General features: G+C 64.6%; 17 protein-coding genes. 13 read left to right on the forward strand and 4 right to left on the reverse strand.

Annotated elements, in window-relative coordinates; all coding sequences use genetic code 11:
• Window positions 1–35: 35 nt before the first annotated feature.
• Together EN869_RS21610 and EN869_RS21615 are read right to left on the reverse strand one after the other, a co-directional pair.
• Window positions 36–434, reverse strand: a complete 399-nt coding sequence (locus tag EN869_RS21610) for a hypothetical protein (RefSeq protein WP_127227732.1) — start codon at window positions 432–434, stop codon at window positions 36–38.
• A gap of 125 nt (window positions 435–559) precedes the next feature.
• Complete coding sequence (locus EN869_RS21615; RefSeq protein ID WP_127227733.1) at window positions 560–2,365, reverse strand: IlvD/Edd family dehydratase; 1,806 nt, start codon at window positions 2,363–2,365, stop codon at window positions 560–562.
• 149 nt (window positions 2,366–2,514) lie between these two features.
• On the opposite strand from EN869_RS21615, the gene EN869_RS21620 reads away from it, so the two are divergent.
• Window positions 2,515–2,964, forward strand: coding sequence for a carbon monoxide dehydrogenase subunit G (locus tag EN869_RS21620; RefSeq protein ID WP_127227734.1), 450 nt, complete (start codon window positions 2,515–2,517; stop codon window positions 2,962–2,964).
• Between the two features lie 16 nt (window positions 2,965–2,980).
• On the opposite strand, the gene EN869_RS21625 is transcribed toward EN869_RS21620, so the two are convergent.
• Entirely contained in the window at window positions 2,981–4,153 is a 1,173-nt protein-coding gene (locus tag EN869_RS21625) for an Mrp/NBP35 family ATP-binding protein (RefSeq protein ID WP_127227735.1), read from the reverse strand.
• 201 nt (window positions 4,154–4,354) lie between these two features.
• Here EN869_RS21625 and EN869_RS21630 point away from each other — a divergent pair, with 201 nt between their 5' ends.
• The 12 genes from EN869_RS21630 (at window position 4,355) to EN869_RS21685 (ending at window position 16,779) form a co-directional block, all read left to right on the forward strand.
• Entirely contained in the window at window positions 4,355–4,732 is a 378-nt protein-coding gene (locus tag EN869_RS21630) for a VOC family protein (protein ID WP_127227736.1), read from the forward strand.
• A gap of 80 nt (window positions 4,733–4,812) precedes the next feature.
• On the forward strand, window positions 4,813–5,712 hold the full coding sequence (locus tag EN869_RS21635) for a LysR family transcriptional regulator (RefSeq protein ID WP_127227737.1): 900 nt from the start codon (window positions 4,813–4,815) through the stop codon (window positions 5,710–5,712).
• Between the two features lie 195 nt (window positions 5,713–5,907).
• Entirely contained in the window at window positions 5,908–6,387 is a 480-nt protein-coding gene (locus EN869_RS21640) for a formate dehydrogenase subunit gamma (RefSeq protein ID WP_040986076.1), read from the forward strand.
• A complete protein-coding gene (locus EN869_RS21645) occupies window positions 6,384–7,940 on the forward strand; it encodes an NADH-quinone oxidoreductase subunit NuoF (protein WP_127227738.1) in 1,557 nt (518 codons plus the stop codon). The genes EN869_RS21640 and EN869_RS21645 overlap by 4 nt, the downstream gene beginning before the upstream one ends.
• A 10-nt stretch (window positions 7,941–7,950) precedes the next feature.
• The gene (gene fdhF / locus EN869_RS21650) at window positions 7,951–10,863 is read left to right on the forward strand and encodes a formate dehydrogenase subunit alpha (RefSeq protein WP_127227739.1); all 2,913 of its coding nucleotides are present in this window, start codon (window positions 7,951–7,953) and stop codon (window positions 10,861–10,863) included.
• 2 nt (window positions 10,864–10,865) lie between these two features.
• Complete coding sequence (gene fdhD, locus EN869_RS21655; protein ID WP_127227740.1) at window positions 10,866–11,696, forward strand: formate dehydrogenase accessory sulfurtransferase FdhD; 831 nt, start codon at window positions 10,866–10,868, stop codon at window positions 11,694–11,696.
• A complete protein-coding gene (locus EN869_RS21660; protein WP_127227741.1) occupies window positions 11,686–11,973 on the forward strand; it encodes a formate dehydrogenase subunit delta in 288 nt (95 codons plus the stop codon). The genes fdhD and EN869_RS21660 overlap by 11 nt, the downstream gene beginning before the upstream one ends.
• Window positions 11,974–12,108: 135 nt before the next feature.
• Complete coding sequence (locus EN869_RS21665) at window positions 12,109–13,662, forward strand: alpha/beta fold hydrolase (RefSeq protein WP_127227742.1); 1,554 nt, start codon at window positions 12,109–12,111, stop codon at window positions 13,660–13,662.
• Between the two features lie 98 nt (window positions 13,663–13,760).
• The gene (locus EN869_RS21670) at window positions 13,761–14,234 is read left to right on the forward strand and encodes a carboxymuconolactone decarboxylase family protein (RefSeq protein ID WP_127227743.1); all 474 of its coding nucleotides are present in this window, start codon (window positions 13,761–13,763) and stop codon (window positions 14,232–14,234) included.
• 79 nt (window positions 14,235–14,313) lie between these two features.
• Window positions 14,314–14,676: a nuclear transport factor 2 family protein gene (locus EN869_RS21675; protein WP_127227744.1), complete on the forward strand. Its 363-nt coding sequence runs from the start codon at window positions 14,314–14,316 to the stop codon at window positions 14,674–14,676.
• A gap of 43 nt (window positions 14,677–14,719) precedes the next feature.
• Entirely contained in the window at window positions 14,720–15,034 is a 315-nt protein-coding gene (locus EN869_RS21680) for a hypothetical protein (protein ID WP_127227745.1), read from the forward strand.
• 335 nt (window positions 15,035–15,369) lie between these two features.
• On the forward strand, window positions 15,370–16,779 hold the full coding sequence (locus EN869_RS21685; protein WP_127227746.1) for an FAD-binding oxidoreductase: 1,410 nt from the start codon (window positions 15,370–15,372) through the stop codon (window positions 16,777–16,779).
• A gap of 84 nt (window positions 16,780–16,863) precedes the next feature.
• Here EN869_RS21685 and EN869_RS21690 read toward each other — a convergent pair whose 3' ends face one another.
• Complete coding sequence (locus tag EN869_RS21690; protein ID WP_127227747.1) at window positions 16,864–18,291, reverse strand: gamma-aminobutyraldehyde dehydrogenase; 1,428 nt, start codon at window positions 18,289–18,291, stop codon at window positions 16,864–16,866.
• Window positions 18,292–18,309 lie beyond the last annotated feature (18 nt).

An 18,309-nucleotide genomic window follows, 5' to 3' on the forward strand; every position in this document is an offset into this window, starting at 1 on the left:
GCCCGACCTGAATCTCAACGTCTCCTACCTGCCGGTCAATCGACCCTCAACTCGTAGCGTTCAACCACTTCGGCGTTGATCAGCTTGGCGTGCAGCGTCATCAGCACGATCTGCGCGTCGAAACTGTCGCCGGTTTCCAGCGCCGCCTCGATGCGGCGCTCGACCTCAAATGTCGGCTCCCGGCCATTGGCCTGCTCGAACACCTGGGGTCCAGCGACGCAATAGCCGCAGAGCTGCGCCACGGACGTATAGGCATCCGCCGACGGCTCGTCCGGCCAGTGGTCGTTCATCAGATTGACGATGGTGAGTTTCACGGCTTCCGGCACCAGGGCCGGATGCAGGTCAGCCTTGCGCAACGCCTCGTCGAGCTGGCGCAGATCGCCTGAGCGGCCGAACATGCCGAGGAAGCCAAGGGAAGAACGCCGTTTCGTCATGACAATCTTCTTCCTTCGCAAGGCCTAGGTCGAGCTTATCTGTGGGCTCCGTGACGCCGATACAAGACAATGAAAACGGGCGGCCCGCTGTTCGCGAGCCGCCCTTGATTTAGCCGACTCAAAACTCAGTGATTGTCGCGCGGCACGCCGCTGGTATGCGCGACGTCCTGGTACTTCACCGCCGGCTTCAGCACCATGCCGGCCGAGAACTGGTCGACCATGCCGCGCTGGATCTCCTGCCACGGCGTCTGGTGCTTTGGATAGTGATAGCCGCCATTGCCCTCTATCGCCGCGCGCCGCTTGGCAATCTCCTCGTCGCTGACAAGGATATTGGCCGTGCCTTTCTTGAGGTCGATGCGGACACGGTCGCCGGTCTTGAGCAGCGCCAGACCGCCGCCGACGGCAGCCTCCGGCGAGGCGTTGAGGATCGACGGCGAGCCGGAGGTGCCGGACTGGCGGCCGTCGCCAATGCAGGCCAGCGAATGGATGCCCTTTTTGATCAGGTAGGCCGGCGGCTGCATGTTGACCACCTCGGCGCCGCCCGGATAGCCGACCGGACCGGCGCCGCGCATGAACAGGATCGTGTGCTCGTCGATGCCCTGCGCCGGATCGTCGATGCGGGCGTGGTAATCCTCCGGTCCGTCAAAGACGATGGCGTTGCCTTCGAAGGCCTCGGGGTCGTTCGGGTTGGAAAGGTAGCGCTGGCGGAACTCGGGCGAGATGCCGCTGGTCTTCATGATGGCGGAATCGAACAGATTACCCTTGAGGTTGATGAAGCCGGCATTGGCCTTGAGCGGCTGGTCGGCGCTGCGGATGACGTCGTGGTTCTCGTTGACGGCATCCCGGCAATTGTCGCCCATCGACTTGCCGTTGGCGGTGATCGCATCGGGATGGGGCAGCAGGCCACCCTTCATCAGTTCCGCGACGACGGCCGGCACGCCGCCGGCGTGGTGATAGTCCTCGCCAAGGTATTCGCCGGTCGGCTGCAGGTTGACGAGCAGCGGCACGTTGAGGCCGATCTTCTGCCAGTCGTCATTGTCGAGCGGCACGCCGAGATGGCGGGCAATGGCGTTGAGGTGAATCGGCGCATTGGTGGAGCCGCCGATCGCCGAATTGACGACGATGGCGTTCTCGAAGGCCTGGCGCGTCATGATGTCGGAGGGCTTCAGGTCCTCATGCACCATGTCGACGATGCGCTTGCCCGTCTCGTAGGCGATCTGGCCGCGCTCGCGATAAGGCGCCGGAATGGCGGCCGAGCCCGGCAACTGCATGCCGAGCGCCTCGGCCAGCGAGTTCATCGTCGTGGCCGTGCCCATGGTGTTGCAATAGCCTGTCGACGGCGCCGAGGAAGCGACGATATCCATGAACTCGTCATAGTCGATCTCGCCGGCCGAGAGCCTTTGCCGGGATTCCCAGACGATGGTGCCGGAGCCGGTGCGCTTGCCCTTGTGCCAGCCATTGAGCATCGGGCCGACCGACAGCGCGATCGCCGGAATGTTGACGGTGGCGGCGGCCATAAGCAGCGCCGGCGTGGTCTTGTCGCAGCCGATGGTGAGCACGACGCCGTCAAGCGGATAGCCGTAGAGCACCTCGACGAGGCTCAGATAGGCGAGGTTGCGGTCGAGCGACGCCGTCGGGCGCTTGCCGGTTTCCTGGATCGGATGGCACGGGAACTCAAAGGGGATGCCGCCCATCGAGACGATACCTTCGCGCACGCGCTTGGCCAGCTCGAGATGGTGGCGGTTGCAGGGCGAAAGATCGGAGCCGGTCTGCGCGATGCCGATCAGCGGCTTGCCCGACATCAGCTCGGCGCGGGTCAGGCCGTAATTCAGATAGCGCTCGAGATAGAGCGCCGTCATGCCCGGATTGTCGGGATTGTCGAACCACTCCTGCGAGCGAAATTTCTTCTTCCTGGTGGGGGCGCCTGCCATGGTGGTCTCCGTATTTGTATGACAAATCGATATGACAATGCGTTCATGCAAGCAAGAGGCAGGCGCGCCGCGACCCGGACTTTGGTGCGATAGACTTGTCCGGGACCGCGCGCTACGACCACTCGAGAACAGAAATCGGGGAGGTCTTGATGGCTTTAGTGATCGAAGGCGAGGAACACATTGCCGCACCCGTCGAGAAAGTGTGGGAAGCCCTCAACGATCCGGACATCCTGAAGGGGTCAATTCCCGGCTGCCAGAGCCTGGAAAAGAATTCGGCCACCGAGATGGCGGCAACTGTGGTGCTCAAGATCGGGCCGATCAAGGCGACCTTCAACGGCGAAGTCACGCTGAAGAACCTCAAGCCGCCGCATTCCTACACCATCCAGGGCGAAGGCAAGGGCGGCATTGCCGGCTTCGCTAAGGGGGGCGCCGACGTGACGCTTACCGCCGACGGGCCGAACGCCACGGTGCTCAAATATGCCGCCAAGGCCGAGGTCGGCGGCAAGATCGCCCAACTCGGCAGCCGGCTGATCCAGTCGACGTCGAAGAAGCTGGCCGGACAGTTCTTCTCGACATTCGGCGAGAAGGTCGGCGCCTGACCGCCCGCTTCCAGGATTAGTCGAACACGATGCTCGGCACGGCGGCTTCGGCGGCGCCGCGTTCCTCCTGGACCCGGTCCCAGACCTTCGTGGCGACGTCGCGATAGATTTTCGCCTCGGCGCCATCCGGCTTGGAAGCGACCACCGGCGCGCCGGCGTCCGAGCTCTCGCGAATGCCCATTTCCAGCGGCACTTCGCCAAGGAACGTCACGCCAAGGCGTTCGGCCTCGCGGCGCGCGCCGCCATGGCCGAAAATGTCGTAGCGCTTGCCGGTGTCGGGCGCGAGGAAGTAGCTCATGTTCTCGACGATGCCGAGCAGCGGCACATCGACCTTCTTGAACATGTTGAGGCCCTTGCGGGCGTCGATCAGCGCCAGGTCCTGCGGTGTCGAGACGATGACGGCGCCGGCGAGCGGCACCTGCTGGGCCATGGTGAGCTGGGCGTCGCCGGTGCCGGGCGGCATATCGACCACCAGCACATCGAGCGGACCCCATTCGACCTCGCGCAGCATCTGGGTCAGCGCCGACATCACCATCGGGCCGCGCCAGATCATCGGCGTCTCCTCGTCGACGAGAAAGCCCATCGACATAACCTTCAGGCCGTAATTCTGCATCGGCTTCAGGATCTTGCCGTCGACGGTCTGCGGCCGGCCATGGATATTGAGCAGCCTCGGCATCGACGGCCCGTAGATGTCGGCGTCGAGCACGCCGACCTTCAGGCCGTTGGCGGCGAGGCCAAGCGCGAGGTTGACCGCGGTGGTCGACTTGCCGACGCCGCCCTTGCCCGAGGCGACCGCGATGATGGCATCGATGCCGGGCACGCCGCGCTTGCCGTGGCTGTGTGAGGCCGGCGCCTGCGGCGCTGGACGCTGCGCGGGCTGCGGGGCTGCGGGCCTCGGCGCTGCCGGACGCGGCGGCACAGGCGCCTCCATGCCGCCGCCCTTCTTCTCGGCCGTGAGCGCAACGACGGCGCTGGCAATGCCCGGTATGGCCTTCACCGCACGCTCGGCGGCGGCGCGCAGCGGCTCCAGCTCCTGGGCCCGGGCGGCCGGGACGGTGATCGAGAAGAACACCTTGGAATCCGCGATGAATATCTCCGAGACCATGCCGAGATCGACGATGTTGCCGGTGAAGTCCGGCCCGTTGACCGTCTTCAGGCGCGCGATGACGGATTCCTTGGTAACGGTCATGAATCTTTCCTCGGTATTTGGCGTTCCAGATAGTGCAGTTTCCCGCCAGAACCAAGCCATGGCGCAACGGCTTAGCCGGCGTGCCCCGGAAAGCGACGGACGGTGTCGGATCTCCTGATCGGCATTCGAGCCTTGTCATGGCCAAACGGGCCGCCCGCGCTATCTGCCCTGCCATCACGACAAGCTGTGAAGGAGATCGTCATGCTCGAAAACAGCAATGCGACAGCCAATCTCGCGGTGAAGGACCTGGAGAAAGCCAAGGCTTTCTATGAGGGAACGCTGGGTCTCCGCCAGGTGGACGAGATGGGCGGCGAACTGATCGTCTACAAAAGCGGCGACACGCTCATCAATGTCTATCGTTCGCAGTTCGCCGGCACCAACAAGGCCACGGCCGTAACCTGGGCGGTCGGCGACCGGATCGAACCGATCGTAAAATCGTTGAAGTCGAAGGGCGTCACTTTCGAGCATTACGACATGCCGGGGCTGTCGCTCGAGGGCGACATCCATGTCGGCCAAGGCATGAAGGTCGCCTGGTTCAAAGATCCCGACGGCAACATCCTGAACCTGATCGACAAATAGCCGGGTTTGCGCCGTTCGCGATTGGTATCCTTATGCCGTCCTATCTGGCGCGGGCCTCCCGCGCTCGATAGTTTGCGGCGATGATCGACAAGCTGGAATTCTTCATCGCGCTCGCCAAGGAAGAGCATTTCGGCCGAGCGGCCGAGGTGTGCGGCGTCACCCAGCCGACGCTGTCGGCCGGCATCAAGCAGCTCGAGGAGCAGCTCGGCGTCATGCTGGTGCTGCGCGGCTCGCGCTTCCAGGGCCTGACGCCGGAAGGCATGCAGGTGCTGGGCTGGGCGCGGCGCATCGTCGGCGACTCGCGCACGATGCGCGAGGAGATGCGGGCGGCGCGCCATGGCCTCTCCGGCCGCATCCGCATCGCCGCGATTCCGACCGCCCTGGCCATGGTGGCGCGGCTGACGACGCCGTTCCGCGAAAAGCATCCGGGCGTAACCTTCTCGGTGCTGTCGCGCACTTCGATCGAGGTGCTGTCGCTGCTCGGCAATTTCGACGTCGATGCCGGCATCACCTATCTCGACAACGAGCCGCTCGGGCGCGTGATCAGCGTGCCGCTCTATGACGAGCGCTACCAGCTGATCACGGCGGTGGGGAACCCCTATTCCGACCGCGACAAAGTGACGTGGGCCGAGATCAGCCAGCTGCCGCTCTGCCTGCTGACGCCCGACATGCAGAACCGCCGCATCATCGATCAGCACCTGGCGGAGGCCGGCGTGCAGGTGCGGCCGACGCTGGAATCCAATTCGATGATCGTCCTGTTCTCGCATATAAGGACCGGCAAATGGTCGTCGATCATGCCGCTCAACCTTGCGGAAACATTCGGCTTTTCCGAGCCGATCCGGGCGATCCCGATCGTCGAGCCGGACGCCAGCCACACGGTTGGGCTGGTGGCAGCACCGCGTGAGCCGCACACCCCTTTGGTGCAGGCGCTGCTGGACGAGGCGATGGCGCTGGCGGACGATTTCCGCGCCCACCGCTAGGCTAGACATTGCGCGTTGCCGCATTTCGATAGAAAATTTCTATCAAGCGACGAAAGCGCTTTATTGATTTCGGAGGTTTCCTCTGATTTCGTAAGGACTTAGCGATATTGCGCCTCATGCATGTCGTTGCCCCGAAACCGCTCTATGTTTTAGGGTGACATACATCAGGCCGCCACGACCCAGGGAGGGCGCTGCGTGACCATGCAGGCCGCAAGTACAGAGATCGCGTCGCGCACCGCGGCGATCATTGACGAGATGAAGGGCCTCGAAGGCCCGCTGCTGCCGATCCTGCACAGCATACAGGAAGAGTTCGGGCACGTTCCGAAGGACGCGCTGCCGGTCATCGCCGACGGGCTGAACCTATCGCGGGCCGAGGTGCATGGCGTCGTCAGCTTTTACCACGATTTCCGCGCCAAGCCCGCAGGCCGGCATGTGCTGAAGCTCTGCCAGGCGGAAGCCTGCCAGTCGATGGGCTCGGACGCCGTCGCGGCCAAGGTCAAGCAGCTGCTCGGCATCGATTTCCACGAGACCGCCCGGGACGGATCGGTTACACTGGAGCCGGTCTACTGCCTCGGGCTTTGCGCCTGCTCGCCATCGGCAATGCTGGACGGCGAAGTCATCGGCCGGCTCGATGACGAGAAGATCGAAGAGATCGTCGCGGAGGTACGTTCATGATCCCGCGCATCTACATTCCGGCCGACTCCGGCGCGCTGGCACTCGGCGCCGAAAAGGTCGCCAAGGCGATCGAAAAGGAGCTCCAGGAGCGCGGCGTCGAGGCCAAGATCGTGCGCAACGGCTCGCGCGGCGCCTATTTCCTCGAGCCGATGGTCGAAGTGGCGACCGACAAGGGCCGCGTCGCCTACGGGCCGGTCAAGCCTTCCGACATCAAGAGCCTGTTCGACAGCGGCTTCCTCACCGGCGGTCACCACAAGCGCTGGCTGGGCGCACCCGACAAGATCCCCTTCCTCGCCAAGCAGACCCGGCTGACCTTCGCGCGCTGCGGCATCAACGACCCGCTCTCGCTCGATGCCTACAAGTCGCTGGGCGGCCTGCGCGGCCTGCAGAACGCCGTCGCCATGGCACCGGCCGATGTCGTCAAGCAGGTCACCGAGTCCGGCCTGCGCGGCCGCGGCGGCGCCGGCTTCCCGACCGGCATCAAGTGGAAGACGGTGCTGGATACGGCGGGCGCGCAGAAATACATCGTCTGCAATGCCGACGAAGGCGACAGCGCCACTTTCGCCGACCGCATGATCATGGAAGGCGATCCCTTCGTGCTGATCGAAGGCATGGCGATCGCCGGCATCGCCACCGGCGCGACCAAGGGTTTCGTCTATATCCGCTCGGAATATCCGCATGCGGTGGCGACGATGAACAAGGCCGTCGCGATCGCCCGCAAGGCGGGTGTGCTCGGGCTCAATGTGCTGGGCTCGCCCAACGCCTTCGACATGGAAATCCGCGTCGGCGCCGGCGCCTATGTCTGCGGCGAGGAAACCTCGCTCTTGAACAGCCTCGAGGGCAAGCGCGGCGTGGTGCGCGCCAAGCCGCCGCTGCCCGCCATTCAAGGGTTGTTCGGCAAGCCGACGGTGATCAACAACGTCATCAGCCTGGCCTCCGTGCCGATCATCATGGACAAGGGCGCCGCCTACTACAAGGATTTCGGCATGGGCCGCTCGCGCGGCACGATCCCGATCCAGATCGCCGGCAACGTCAAGCAGGGTGGCCTGTTCGAGACTGCCTTCGGCCTGACGCTGGGCGAAATCGTCGACGACATCGCCGGCGGCACGGCTTCGGGCCGGCCGGTGAAAGCGGTGCAGGTCGGCGGCCCACTCGGCGCCTATTTCCCACGCGCGCTGTTCGACACGCCCTTCGACTATGAGGAATTCGCCAAGCGCGACGGACTGATCGGCCACGCCGGCATCACCGTGTTCGACGACACGGCCGACATGCTGAAGCAGGCGCGCTTCGCCATGGAGTTCTGCGCCATCGAAAGCTGCGGCAAGTGCACGCCCTGCCGCATCGGCTCGACGCGCGGCGTCGAGGTTCTGGACAAGGTCGCCGCAGGCATCGAGGCGGAGAAGAACCTCGCGCTGGTCACCGACCTCTGCAACACGATGAAGTTCGGATCGCTCTGTGCGCTGGGCGGCTTCACGCCCTACCCGGTGATGAGCTCGATCACGCATTTCCCCGAGGATTTCAAGCCCGCGCCGGCGCGTGTGGCGGCTGAATAGGAGCTGGCAGATGAACATCAAGGCCGACTTCCCGACACTCATCGAAGAGATCGACTACGGAACGCCGGAGTCGAAAGCGACGAAGCAGGTCACGCTGACCGTCGACGGGCAAAGCATCACGGTGCCAGAGGGCACCTCGATCATGCGCGCTGCAATGGAAGGCGGGGTCGAGATCCCGAAACTCTGCGCCACCGACATGCTGGACTCCTTCGGCTCCTGCCGCGTCTGCCTGGTCGAGATCGAAGGGCGCGGCGGCACGCCGGCCTCCTGCACGACGCCGGTCGGCGAAGGCATGGTGGTGCGCACGCGGTCGGAGAGACTCGACGCCATCCGCCGCGGCGTTATGGAGCTCTATGTCTCCGACCATCCGATGGCCTGGAACGAGAAGGCTGGAACCGGCGCCAGCGAGTTCGACGCGGTGGCGAAGTCGGTCGGGCTGACCGAGAACCGTTACGGTATCGAAGGCCGCAACCACGTCAAGGATGAAGGCGGCGTCGCCCCCGGCCATGGCTCGCTGGCAGTCGACTACATCGCCCGCGACGAATCCAACCCCTACTTCACCTACGACCCGGCGCAGTGCATCGTCTGCTCGCGCTGCGTGCGCGCCTGCGAAGAGGTGCAAGGCACCTTCGCGCTGACCATCGAGGGCCGCGGCTTCGAATCGCGCATGGTCGCCGGCATGCATGAGGATTTCATCGCCTCGGAATGCGTGTCCTGCGGCGCCTGCGTCCAGGCCTGCCCGACCGACGCGCTGCGCGAGAAGACGGTGCTCGAAAAGGGCATGCCGGAGCGCTCGGCCGTCACCACCTGCGCGTATTGCGGCGTCGGCTGCTCGTTCAAGGCCGAGGTGAAGGATGACAAGGTCATCCGCATGATGCCCTACAAGGACGGCAAGGCGAACCACGGCCATAGCTGCGTCAAGGGCCGCTTCGCCTACGGCTACGCCACGCACAAGGACCGCATCCTGTCGCCGATGATCCGCGAGAAGATCTCCGATCCCTGGCGCGAGGTGAGTTGGGAAGAGGCGATCGCCCACACGGCGAAGGAATTCCGCCGCATCCAGTATCAGTATGGACGCACGGCGATCGGCGGCATTACGTCCTCGCGCTGCACAAACGAGGAGACCTATCTCGTCCAGAAGCTGGTGCGGCAGGGCTTCCGCAACAACAATGTCGACACCTGCGCCCGCGTCTGCCACTCGCCGACCGGCTACGGCCTCGGCCAGACCTACGGCACCTCGGCCGGCACGCAGGATTTCGATTCGGTCGAATTCACCGACGTCGCCGTGATCATCGGCGCCAATCCGGTTTCGGCGCACCCGGTGTTCGCCTCGCGGCTGAAGAAGCGGCTGCGCCAGGGCGCCAAGCTGATCGTTCTCGATCCGCGCCGCACCGAGATGGTCAAGTCGGCACATATCGAGGCCGACTATCACCTGCCGCTGAAGCCCGGCACCAATGTGGCGGTGCTGACGGCGCTGGCGCATGTCATCGTCACCGAGGGCCTCTACAACGAAGCCTTCGTGCGCGAGCGCTGCGACTGGGCCGAGTTCCAGGACTGGGCCTCCTTCGTTGCCCTACCGGAGAACAGCCCCGAGGTTGTAGGCAAGTTGTCGGGCGTCGACCCCGAGCTTATCCGGGGTGCGGCGCGCATGTACGCCAAGGGCGGCAATGGCGCGATCTATTACGGCCTCGGCGTCACCGAGCATAGCCAGGGCTCGACCACGGTGATGGCAATCGCCAACCTTGCCATGGCCACCGGCAATATCGGCCGCCCCGGCGTCGGCGTGAACCCGCTGCGCGGCCAGAACAATGTGCAGGGCTCGTGCGACATGGGCTCGTTCCCGCACGAGCTGCCGGGCTATCGCCATATCTCGGGCGAGGCGGTGCGCGATATCTATGAGAGCCTGTGGGGCGTCAAGCTGGACGATGAACCCGGCCTGCGCATCCCCAACATGCTGGACGCCGCCGTCGACGGCTCGTTCAAGGGCATCTACATCCAGGGCGAGGACATCCTGCAGTCCGATCCCGACACCAAGCATGTCGCCGGCGGCCTCGCCGCGATGGAATGCGTGGTCGTGCACGACCTCTTCCTCAACGAGACGGCGAACTACGCGCATGTCTTCCTGCCGGGTTCGACCTTCCTCGAGAAGGACGGCACCTTCACCAATGCCGAGCGCCGCATCAACATGGTGCGCAAGGTCATCGAGCCGAAGGCGCGCTATGCCGACTGGGAAGCGACGCAGGAGCTTGCCCGCGCCATCGGGCTCGACTGGAACTACACGCATCCCTCGCAGATCATGGACGAGATCGCCAAGACGACGCCGAGCTTCGCCAACGTCTCGTTCGAGCTGCTCGACCGCGTCGGCTCGGTGCAATGGCCCTGCAACGAGAAGGCGCCGCTCGGCACCCCGATCATGCATGTCGACGGCTTCGTACGCGGCAAGGGCAAGTTCATCCGCACCGAATATGTGGCGACGGACGAGCGCACAGGCCCGCGCTATCCGCTGCTCCTCACCACCGGCCGCATCCTGTCGCAATACAATGTCGGCGCGCAGACCAGGCGCACCGAAAACGTCACGTGGCATGCCGAGGACCGGCTGGAGATCCATCCGCACGACGCCGAAGTCCGGGGCATCCGCGACGGCGACTGGGTGCGGCTGGCGAGCCGCTCCGGCGAAACCACGCTGCGCGCGCTGATCACCGACCGCGTCTCGCCGGGCGTCGTCTACACGACGTTCCACCACCCGGACACGCAGGCCAACGTGATCACCACCGACTTCTCAGACTGGGCGACAAACTGTCCGGAATACAAGGTCACCGCCGTGCAGGTGGCGCCGTCCAACGGCCCGACCGATTGGCAGAAGGACTATAACGAGCAGGCTCGGCACAGCCGTCGTATCGCACCGCTGGCGGCGGCGGAGTAGTCTTGACCGCGCGGCGCAAAGCCACGACGCAAATCTCGCGGCTGGCGCATCGCGCCGGCGGCACCGCTGCCGCGAACCGCATGGTGCCGGAAGAGACGCCGGTGGCGTTCTCCTTTGCCGGCACAACGCATGCCGTGATGATGGCGAGCCCCGCCGACTTCGAGGATTTCGCGCTCGGCTTCTCGCTGACCGAAGGCATCATCGCCGACCCGAAGGAGATCGAGGCGATCGAGGTCGAGGATCTCGGCGCCGGCATCGATATCCAGATCCGGCTGAAGGACCAGGCCAACACACGCTTCCAGGCACGGCGGCGCCGGCTGGCCGGGCCTGTCGGCTGCGGCTTGTGCGGCATCGAATCCATCGAGGAAGCGATGCGCTCGATCGATGCGGTTGGTGCGTCACGACTTACGCTTCAAGCAGAAGACATCACCAGCGCCGTCCGGTTGCTGTCCAAGGTTCAGCCGCTGCACGCCGAGACCGGCGCGGTTCATGCCGCGGGTTTCTATGTTCCGGGAAAGGGCATCGTGATGGCGCGCGAGGATGTCGGCCGACACAATGCGCTGGACAAGCTTGCCGGCGCGCTGGCCAAGGCAGGCATTGATGGTTCTACCGGCGCGGTCGTGGTGACCTCGCGCGTCTCGGTCGAAATGGTGCAGAAGACCGCCGCCATCGGCGCGGCGATCATCATGGCGGTTTCGGCGCCGACGGCGCTCGCTATCCGCACGGCGGATGCCGCCGGCATGACGCTGGTCGCGCTGGTGCGCGGCGATGATTTCGATATTTTCACCCACCCGGAACGGGTGGCTTCCGGAGTTGCCAAGCATGTCGCATGACGAAGACCACATCGCCAGCACAAAGGAGAAGCTGGTGCGCATGGCCAATCAGATCGCCACCTTCTTCCACTCGAAGCCGCGCGAGGAAGGCATCGCCGGGCTGGCCGAGCACATCAACAAGTTCTGGGAGCCACGGATGCGGCGGCAGTTGTTCGAGATGCTGGACGCCGGCACCGAGGGTTTCGACGACCTCGTGATCGCCGCCTCGGCCAAGATCAAGCGACCGCCGACGGCGGAACAGGCCGACAAGAGCATCGGCTACGCAAGGCAGGCATAGACCGGGAGGGTCGCGCCGACGGCGCGACGGCAACAAAGGTCTTACATTTCAACTCTCTAAAGTTTGTCTGCCGTAAGCGGGCCGCTTCTGCTATGGTCGGCGACAGGAGATCGTCTGGCCGGGCGGGATGGTTGCGTGAGGCCTATCGAGACCAGATACGCTCGTAGCGGGGATGTGCGGATCGCCTATCAGGTGGTCGGCCAAGGCTCGTTCGATCTGGTCTTCGTGCCGGGCTTCATCTCCAATCTCGATCTGCACTGGGAAGATGAAGGCTACAGCCGTCTCTTGAAGCGGCTTTCCGCCTTCTCGCGGCTGATCCTGTTCGACAAGCGCGGCACCGGCCTTTCCGACCGCGTCGATACCCACAATTTGCCCAGTCTCGAAACCCGCATGGACGACGTGCGCGCGGTGATGGATGCCACCGGCAGCGGCCGCGCCGCGATCCTCGGCGCCTCGGAAGGCGCGCCCATGGCAATGCTGTTTGCCGCCACCTATCCGGAGCGGACGCGGGCGCTGGTGCTCTACGGGGGCTACGCGCATTTCCACAAATGGGTGATGCCGCAGGAACGGCTGGAAGCCTTCATCGAGACGGCTGAGACGTCCTGGGGCACAGGCGCCACCTTGCCCAATTTCGCGCCGGGACGGGTCGACGACACACATTTTGCGCAATGGTGGGCCCGGTTCGAGCGGCTGTCTGCCAGCCCGACGGCCGCGGCCGCACTTGCCCGCATGAATGCCGGCATAGACGTGCGCGACATGCTCGAGACGATCAGTGTGCCGACATACCTGATCCATCGCCGCAACGACGCCCGAGTCGATCCCGACGCCAGCCGCTTCCTGGCCAGGAAGATTCCCGGCGCGCGCCTGGTCGAGATTTCGGGGCGCGACCACCCGATCTGGACCGGAGACGTCGACCGCGTGGCCGACCTGATCGAGGAATTCCTGACCGGAGAACCGGCCGTGGCCGATGTGGAACGGGTGCTCGCAGCACTTCTGGTGACGCGCATCTACGACACCGCGCGGCTTGGCGACCGCTTGTGGAGCGAACGCAGCCTGCGCTTCCAGGAGAACTGGCGCATGCTGGTCGGCCGTCATGGCGGACGCGTGGCCGGCACGCATGGCGAGCTGATGATCGCGCGCTTCGACGGCCCGGCCCGTGCCGTGCGCTGCGCGGCGCTGCTGCGCGAGGCGGCCCAGGAAATCGGTGTGGCAAGCGCGCAAGGGGTACATGTCGGCGAGATCGAGGTACGCGGACTGCCGACGGGGCTGACGGCGCGTGTGGCCATGCAGCTTGCTGCCCATGCCGAGCGCGGTCACATCCTCTGCTCAAGGCTGGTCGCAGAGCTGGCGGCGGGTTCGGGGCTGCATTTCATCGATTCCGGGCGTATCAGCCTCGACGAACTGGACGAGCCGCTGGCGCTGGTCCAGGTGACGGCCGAACAGCATCTGGAGCCGGCCTGCCGCCCCAAGTCCAAGCCTGCCGAACCAACAACGCTGACGGCTCGCGAGAGCGAGGTGGTGAGCCTGATCGCCGACGGCAAGAGCAATGCGGCGATCGCCGCCGAGCTGGAGCTCAGCGAGCACACGGTCAAGCGGCACGTCGCCAACATCCTGCTCAAGCTCGACCTGCCGTCGCGGGCGGCGGCGGCGGCATTCTCGGCCAGACATGCTGGCCCGGACGGGCCATGAGAGCCATGGCGCTTTCGGGCGAAGCGGTCGGGACGCCGTAAGAGGTATCAATTCTCCCCATGCAGGCAGCCAGGAAGGCGCTGCGAATGGAGGATGAAATGCTGAAACTCAATCGCAAGATCGGATTGCTGGCATTTACCGTGGGCGCATTGCTGGCCATTACCCCGGCGCGCGCCGAAGACGCTTCGGCAACCGCCGCGTACAAGGACATCCAGGCCACGCTCGGCACGGTGCCCGACATGTTCAAGACGCTGCCGGATGTCGCGGTGGCCGGCGCCTGGGCCGAGATCAAGGGCGTGCAGCTCAATCCGAATACCGCCCTCAACGGCAAGACCAAGGAACTGCTGGGCCTCGCGGTCGCCTCGCAGATCCCCTGCCAGTACTGCATCTATTTCCACACGCTGGCGGCCAAGGCGAATGGCGCGAGCGACGAAGAGATCAAGGAAGCGATCGCTATGGCGGCAATCGTGCGCCACTGGTCGACGATGCTCAACGGCAGCCAGGTCGACCTCGCCACATTCAAGAAGCAGACCGACGACCTGTTCGCGGCAGTCAAGGCCAAGTCGCAGTGAAAGACCCGCGGTCCGGCGATCGCGCCGGGCCGCGTCCCCAGCAACCGAACGCCCGGCCAGACGGGCCATGGAGACAAGAATGTTGACCAAGACAAAGACGGTGGACGGCGCGGCGATCAAGAAGGCGATCGAGGGCCGTGACGGCAAGCTGCTGTCGAGCTTCTATACCGACGATGCGCTGGTGCGCGTCGTCGACCGCAACAACCCGCCGAGCAAGCCGCGCGAAATCCGCGGCCGCGCGGCGATCAGCATCTTCTGGGACGATATCTGCAGCCGGGCGATGACCCACAAGGTCGACACCACCATCGCCGAGGGCGACAACCTCGCCTTCATGCAAGCCTGCGCCTATCCGGACGGCACTAAGGTGGTCTGCGCGGCGATGCTGGAGCTGAGGAACGGCCTGATCGCGCGGCAGACCGTCGTGCAGGCCTGGGACGAATAAATCAACCGCGGACAAATCAACACAATCATCAGGGAGAACCAACATGTTCAGCGCCAGATGGCAGATCGATGCCAGGTTCGGGCATAAGCAGACCGCGCTCGAGCTGATGCGCAAATGGGAGCGCGAGATCGGTTCACAGGTCGGCCTCGCCGACTTGAATTTCCGCCTCATGACCGGTTCTATCGGCGCACGGGAAGCGACGATCGAATCCCATCACGAGGTCGAAAGCCTGGCCCAACTGGAAGCGTTCTTCGCCAAGATCGCCAAGATCGACGCGCACGCCAAATGGGGCAAGGAGTTGGAGCCCTATGTGGTGTCGGGCACCAGCCAGTGGCAGATCTTCCGAATCGTGGAATAGCTGCGTCGTCGAAGAGCCGGAGCCGAGAGGCGGCGAGCACCAGGGGCACGAGTAGTCGTGACGCGGGCGGCCGCTCTTCATCATCGGATCGACCCTAAGCCAGGGACCGAACATCCGGGACGGCTCTTTCCGGCGGCCGCTTTGGCTGCCGTGTAATGGCTCTCCCGGGCCATGCCCCGCTGGTCCTTTCGGGCGAAGCGGCAGGCACCGGATTTGGTGCAATGTGCTCTTCCTGCACCATCCAACGCACCCGCCCCCATCGAGGCGGCAGAACGAAGCAACAGATGCGTCGCGTCGAGCCGCATGGCGCTGACGCAATCAAAGGGAGCAAAACGATGAGCGATGAAACCCATGCAAAACTGCGTGAAGGCCTGCGCGGAGAGGTGATCCTGCGCGACGATGCCGGCTATGACGAGGCCCGCAAGGTCTACAACGGCATGATCGAGAAGCGCCCGCAGCTGATTGCGCGCTGCGCTGATGTCGCCGACGTGATCACCGCTGTGAAATATGCCCGCGACAACGACCTGCTGATTGCCGTGCGCGGCGGCGGACACAACGGCGCCGGGCTGGGGATTTGCGACAACGGCCTCGTGATCGACCTGTCGATGATGAAGGGTGTCCGTGTCGATGCGAAAACACGCACCGTCAGGGTCGGGCCCGGCTGCACGTCGGGCGACGTGGATCATGCCACACATCCTTTCGGGCTCGCGGTTCCGGCCGGCATCGTCTCGACCACCGGCGTTGCCGGCTTAACCCTCGGCGGCGGGACCGGCTATCTCACGCGCAGATACGGTCTCACCATCGACAATCTGGTCGAGGCCGATCTGGTGCTGGCCGACGGCAGCGTGGTGACAGCCAGCAAAGCTGAGAACCCCGACCTGTTCTGGGCGCTGCGGGGCGGCGGCGGCAATTTCGGCGTCGTGACCAGCTTCCTCTTCCAGGCCCATCCGGTGAACATGATCTTCGGCGGCCCGGTGTTCTGGGAGGCCAAGGACGCTCCGGCCGTCATGCGGACCTATCGCGACTATCTGCCGGAGGCGCCGGAAGACCTCGGTGCCTTTGTCGGCCTGAAAACCGTTCCCTCGACGGATCCCTTCCCGCGCGAGCATTGGGGCAAGCGCGCCTGCGCCATCATCTCCTGCTACAATGGCACGGAAGAGGAGGGGCGCAAGGCCATGGCACCACTGCTCGACACTCTTCCACCGCCGATCTTCAACTGGATGGGCGTGATGCCATTCCCGGTCTTGCAGGCAATGTTCGACCCGCTGCTTCCGAAGGGCCTGCAATGGTACTGGAAGGGCGATTTCGTCAGGTCGCTTCCCGACGAGGCCATCGCCACCCATATCGCGCAGGCCGCCAAGGCGCCGAGCGAATTGTCCCTCATGCATCTTTACCCGATCGACGGCGCCGTTCGCCGTGTCGGCAAAAACGAGACGGCGTGGAACGCGCGCGACGCGACCTGGTCGATGGTCATCGCCGCCATCGATCCCGATCCGGGCAAGGCCGCCGATCTCACCAAATGGGCCAAGAATTACTGGACGAGCATCCATCCCCATAACGGCGAAGGCGGCTACGTGAATTTCATGATGGACGACGAAGGAGAGGCGCGCGTGCAAGCGAGCTATGGCGCGAACTACGAGCGGCTTAGCCAGGTGAAGCGCACCTATGACCCCTTCAACGTCTTCCGAGTCAACCAGAACATAAAGCCCGCGGCATCGGCTGAGCAAGGCAGGACGGCCGCTTAGGGCGGGCGTAGCACGGCGCTTAATATGCCGACACGGCGCAGCGAATATTTTAAGGATGGCGGCGAGCCGTCATCCTTTTTCATTTTACCCGTGCGCCACCATCACGTGACGGACGGCGGTGTAGTCTTCCAGCGCGTAGAGCGACATATCCTTGCCGTAGCCGGACTGTTTCAAGCCGCCATGCGGCATCTCGTTGGTCAGCATGAAGTGGGTGTTGATCCAGGTGCAGCCATATTGCAGGCGGGCGGCCGTCGCCATGGCGCGCGAGACGTCCTTCGTCCACACCGACGAGGCAAGGCCATAGTCGCTGTCATTTGCCCAATTCACCGCCTCGTCGACATCTGAGAAGCGGGTGACCGAGACGACCGGACCGAAGACCTCGCGGCGCACGATCTCGTCTTCCTGCAGCGCCCCGGCGACGACCGTTGGCTGGTAGTAGAAGCCTGAGCCCTCGCCCGGCTTGCCGCCGGTGGTGATCTCGATATGCTTCAGCTCCGAAGCGCGCTCGACGAAGCTCGACACGCGGTCGCGCTGGCGGCGCGAGATCAGCGGCCCGATCTCGTTCTCGGTGTCGTCCGGACGATTGTACTTGATCGTCGAGACCGCCGAGGAGAGATCGGCGACGAGCTTGTCGTAGATCTTCTTGCCGGCATAGATGCGGCAGGCGGCGGTGCAGTCCTGGCCGGCATTGTAGTAGCCGAAGGCGCGCAACCCGTTGACCACGGCGCCGAGGTCGGCGTCGTCGAAGACGATGACGGGCGCCTTGCCGCCGAGCTCAAGATGCGTGCGCTTGACCGACTTGGCGGCGGCCTGCAGCACCTTCTTGCCGGTGGCGACGTCACCGGTGATCGAGATCATGTTGACCTTGGGGTGGTTGATCAGCGTGTTGCCGACGCTGTCGCCGCGACCGAGCACGATATTGACGACGCCCTCGGGCAGGATCTCGGCGAGGATCTTCGCCAGCTTCAGCGATGTCAGCGGCGTCTGTTCCGAGGGTTTGAAGACGACCGTGTTGCCGCCGCCGATCGCCGGCGCCACCTTCCATGCCATCATCATCAGCGGATAGTTCCAGGGTGCGATCGAGGCGACGATGCCGATAGGGTCGCGCCGTACCATCGAGGTGTGGCCAGCAATATATTCGCCGGCCACTTGGCCAGGCATCGAGCGCACCGCGCCGGCGAAGAAGCGGTAACAGTCGACGATCGCCGGGATCTCGTCATTGAGCACGGCATTGATCGGCTTGCCGCAGTTCAGCGCCTCGAGCGCTGCGAATTCCTTGGCTTCGGCTTCGATGCGGTCGGCGATCTTAAGCAGATAGCCCGAGCGCTGCGCGGGCGTCGTGCGCGACCAACCGACGAAGGCTTGTTCGGCGGCAGCGACTGCCGCTTCGATCTGCGCAGGACTCGCCTCCGGCAGGTTGAGGATGGTTGCCCCGGTCTTGGGATTGAGGATCGGTTCCTCGGTCTCGGTGCCCTTCTCGAATTTCGAGCCGATCAGCATCTGGGTGTCCATGGACGTCACTCCCTTACG

The sequence above is a fragment of the Mesorhizobium sp. M2D.F.Ca.ET.226.01.1.1 genome (assembly GCF_004022705.2).
Taxonomy (GTDB): domain Bacteria; phylum Pseudomonadota; class Alphaproteobacteria; order Rhizobiales; family Rhizobiaceae; genus Mesorhizobium.

What these genes read in the sequence shown, in the direction of transcription:
- fdhF (WP_127227739.1), top strand. Translation starts at nt 7,951, where the DNA reads ATGAACATCAAGGCCGACTTCCCGACACTCATCGAAGAGATCGACTAC.
- EN869_RS21615 (WP_127227733.1), bottom strand. Translation starts at nt 2,365, where the DNA reads ATGGCAGGCGCCCCCACCAGGAAGAAGAAATTTCGCTCGCAGGAGTGG.
- EN869_RS21680 (WP_127227745.1), top strand. Translation starts at nt 14,720, where the DNA reads ATGTTCAGCGCCAGATGGCAGATCGATGCCAGGTTCGGGCATAAGCAG.
- EN869_RS21645 (WP_127227738.1), top strand. Translation starts at nt 6,384, where the DNA reads ATGATCCCGCGCATCTACATTCCGGCCGACTCCGGCGCGCTGGCACTC.
- EN869_RS21660 (WP_127227741.1), top strand. Translation starts at nt 11,686, where the DNA reads ATGTCGCATGACGAAGACCACATCGCCAGCACAAAGGAGAAGCTGGTG.
- EN869_RS21670 (WP_127227743.1), top strand. Translation starts at nt 13,761, where the DNA reads ATGCTGAAACTCAATCGCAAGATCGGATTGCTGGCATTTACCGTGGGC.
- EN869_RS21635 (WP_127227737.1), top strand. Translation starts at nt 4,813, where the DNA reads ATGATCGACAAGCTGGAATTCTTCATCGCGCTCGCCAAGGAAGAGCAT.
- EN869_RS21625 (WP_127227735.1), bottom strand. Translation starts at nt 4,153, where the DNA reads ATGACCGTTACCAAGGAATCCGTCATCGCGCGCCTGAAGACGGTCAAC.
- EN869_RS21610 (WP_127227732.1), bottom strand. Translation starts at nt 434, where the DNA reads ATGACGAAACGGCGTTCTTCCCTTGGCTTCCTCGGCATGTTCGGCCGC.
- EN869_RS21685 (WP_127227746.1), top strand. Translation starts at nt 15,370, where the DNA reads ATGAGCGATGAAACCCATGCAAAACTGCGTGAAGGCCTGCGCGGAGAG.
- EN869_RS21630 (WP_127227736.1), top strand. Translation starts at nt 4,355, where the DNA reads ATGCTCGAAAACAGCAATGCGACAGCCAATCTCGCGGTGAAGGACCTG.
- EN869_RS21675 (WP_127227744.1), top strand. Translation starts at nt 14,314, where the DNA reads ATGTTGACCAAGACAAAGACGGTGGACGGCGCGGCGATCAAGAAGGCG.
- EN869_RS21690 (WP_127227747.1), bottom strand. Translation starts at nt 18,291, where the DNA reads ATGGACACCCAGATGCTGATCGGCTCGAAATTCGAGAAGGGCACCGAG.
- EN869_RS21620 (WP_127227734.1), top strand. Translation starts at nt 2,515, where the DNA reads ATGGCTTTAGTGATCGAAGGCGAGGAACACATTGCCGCACCCGTCGAG.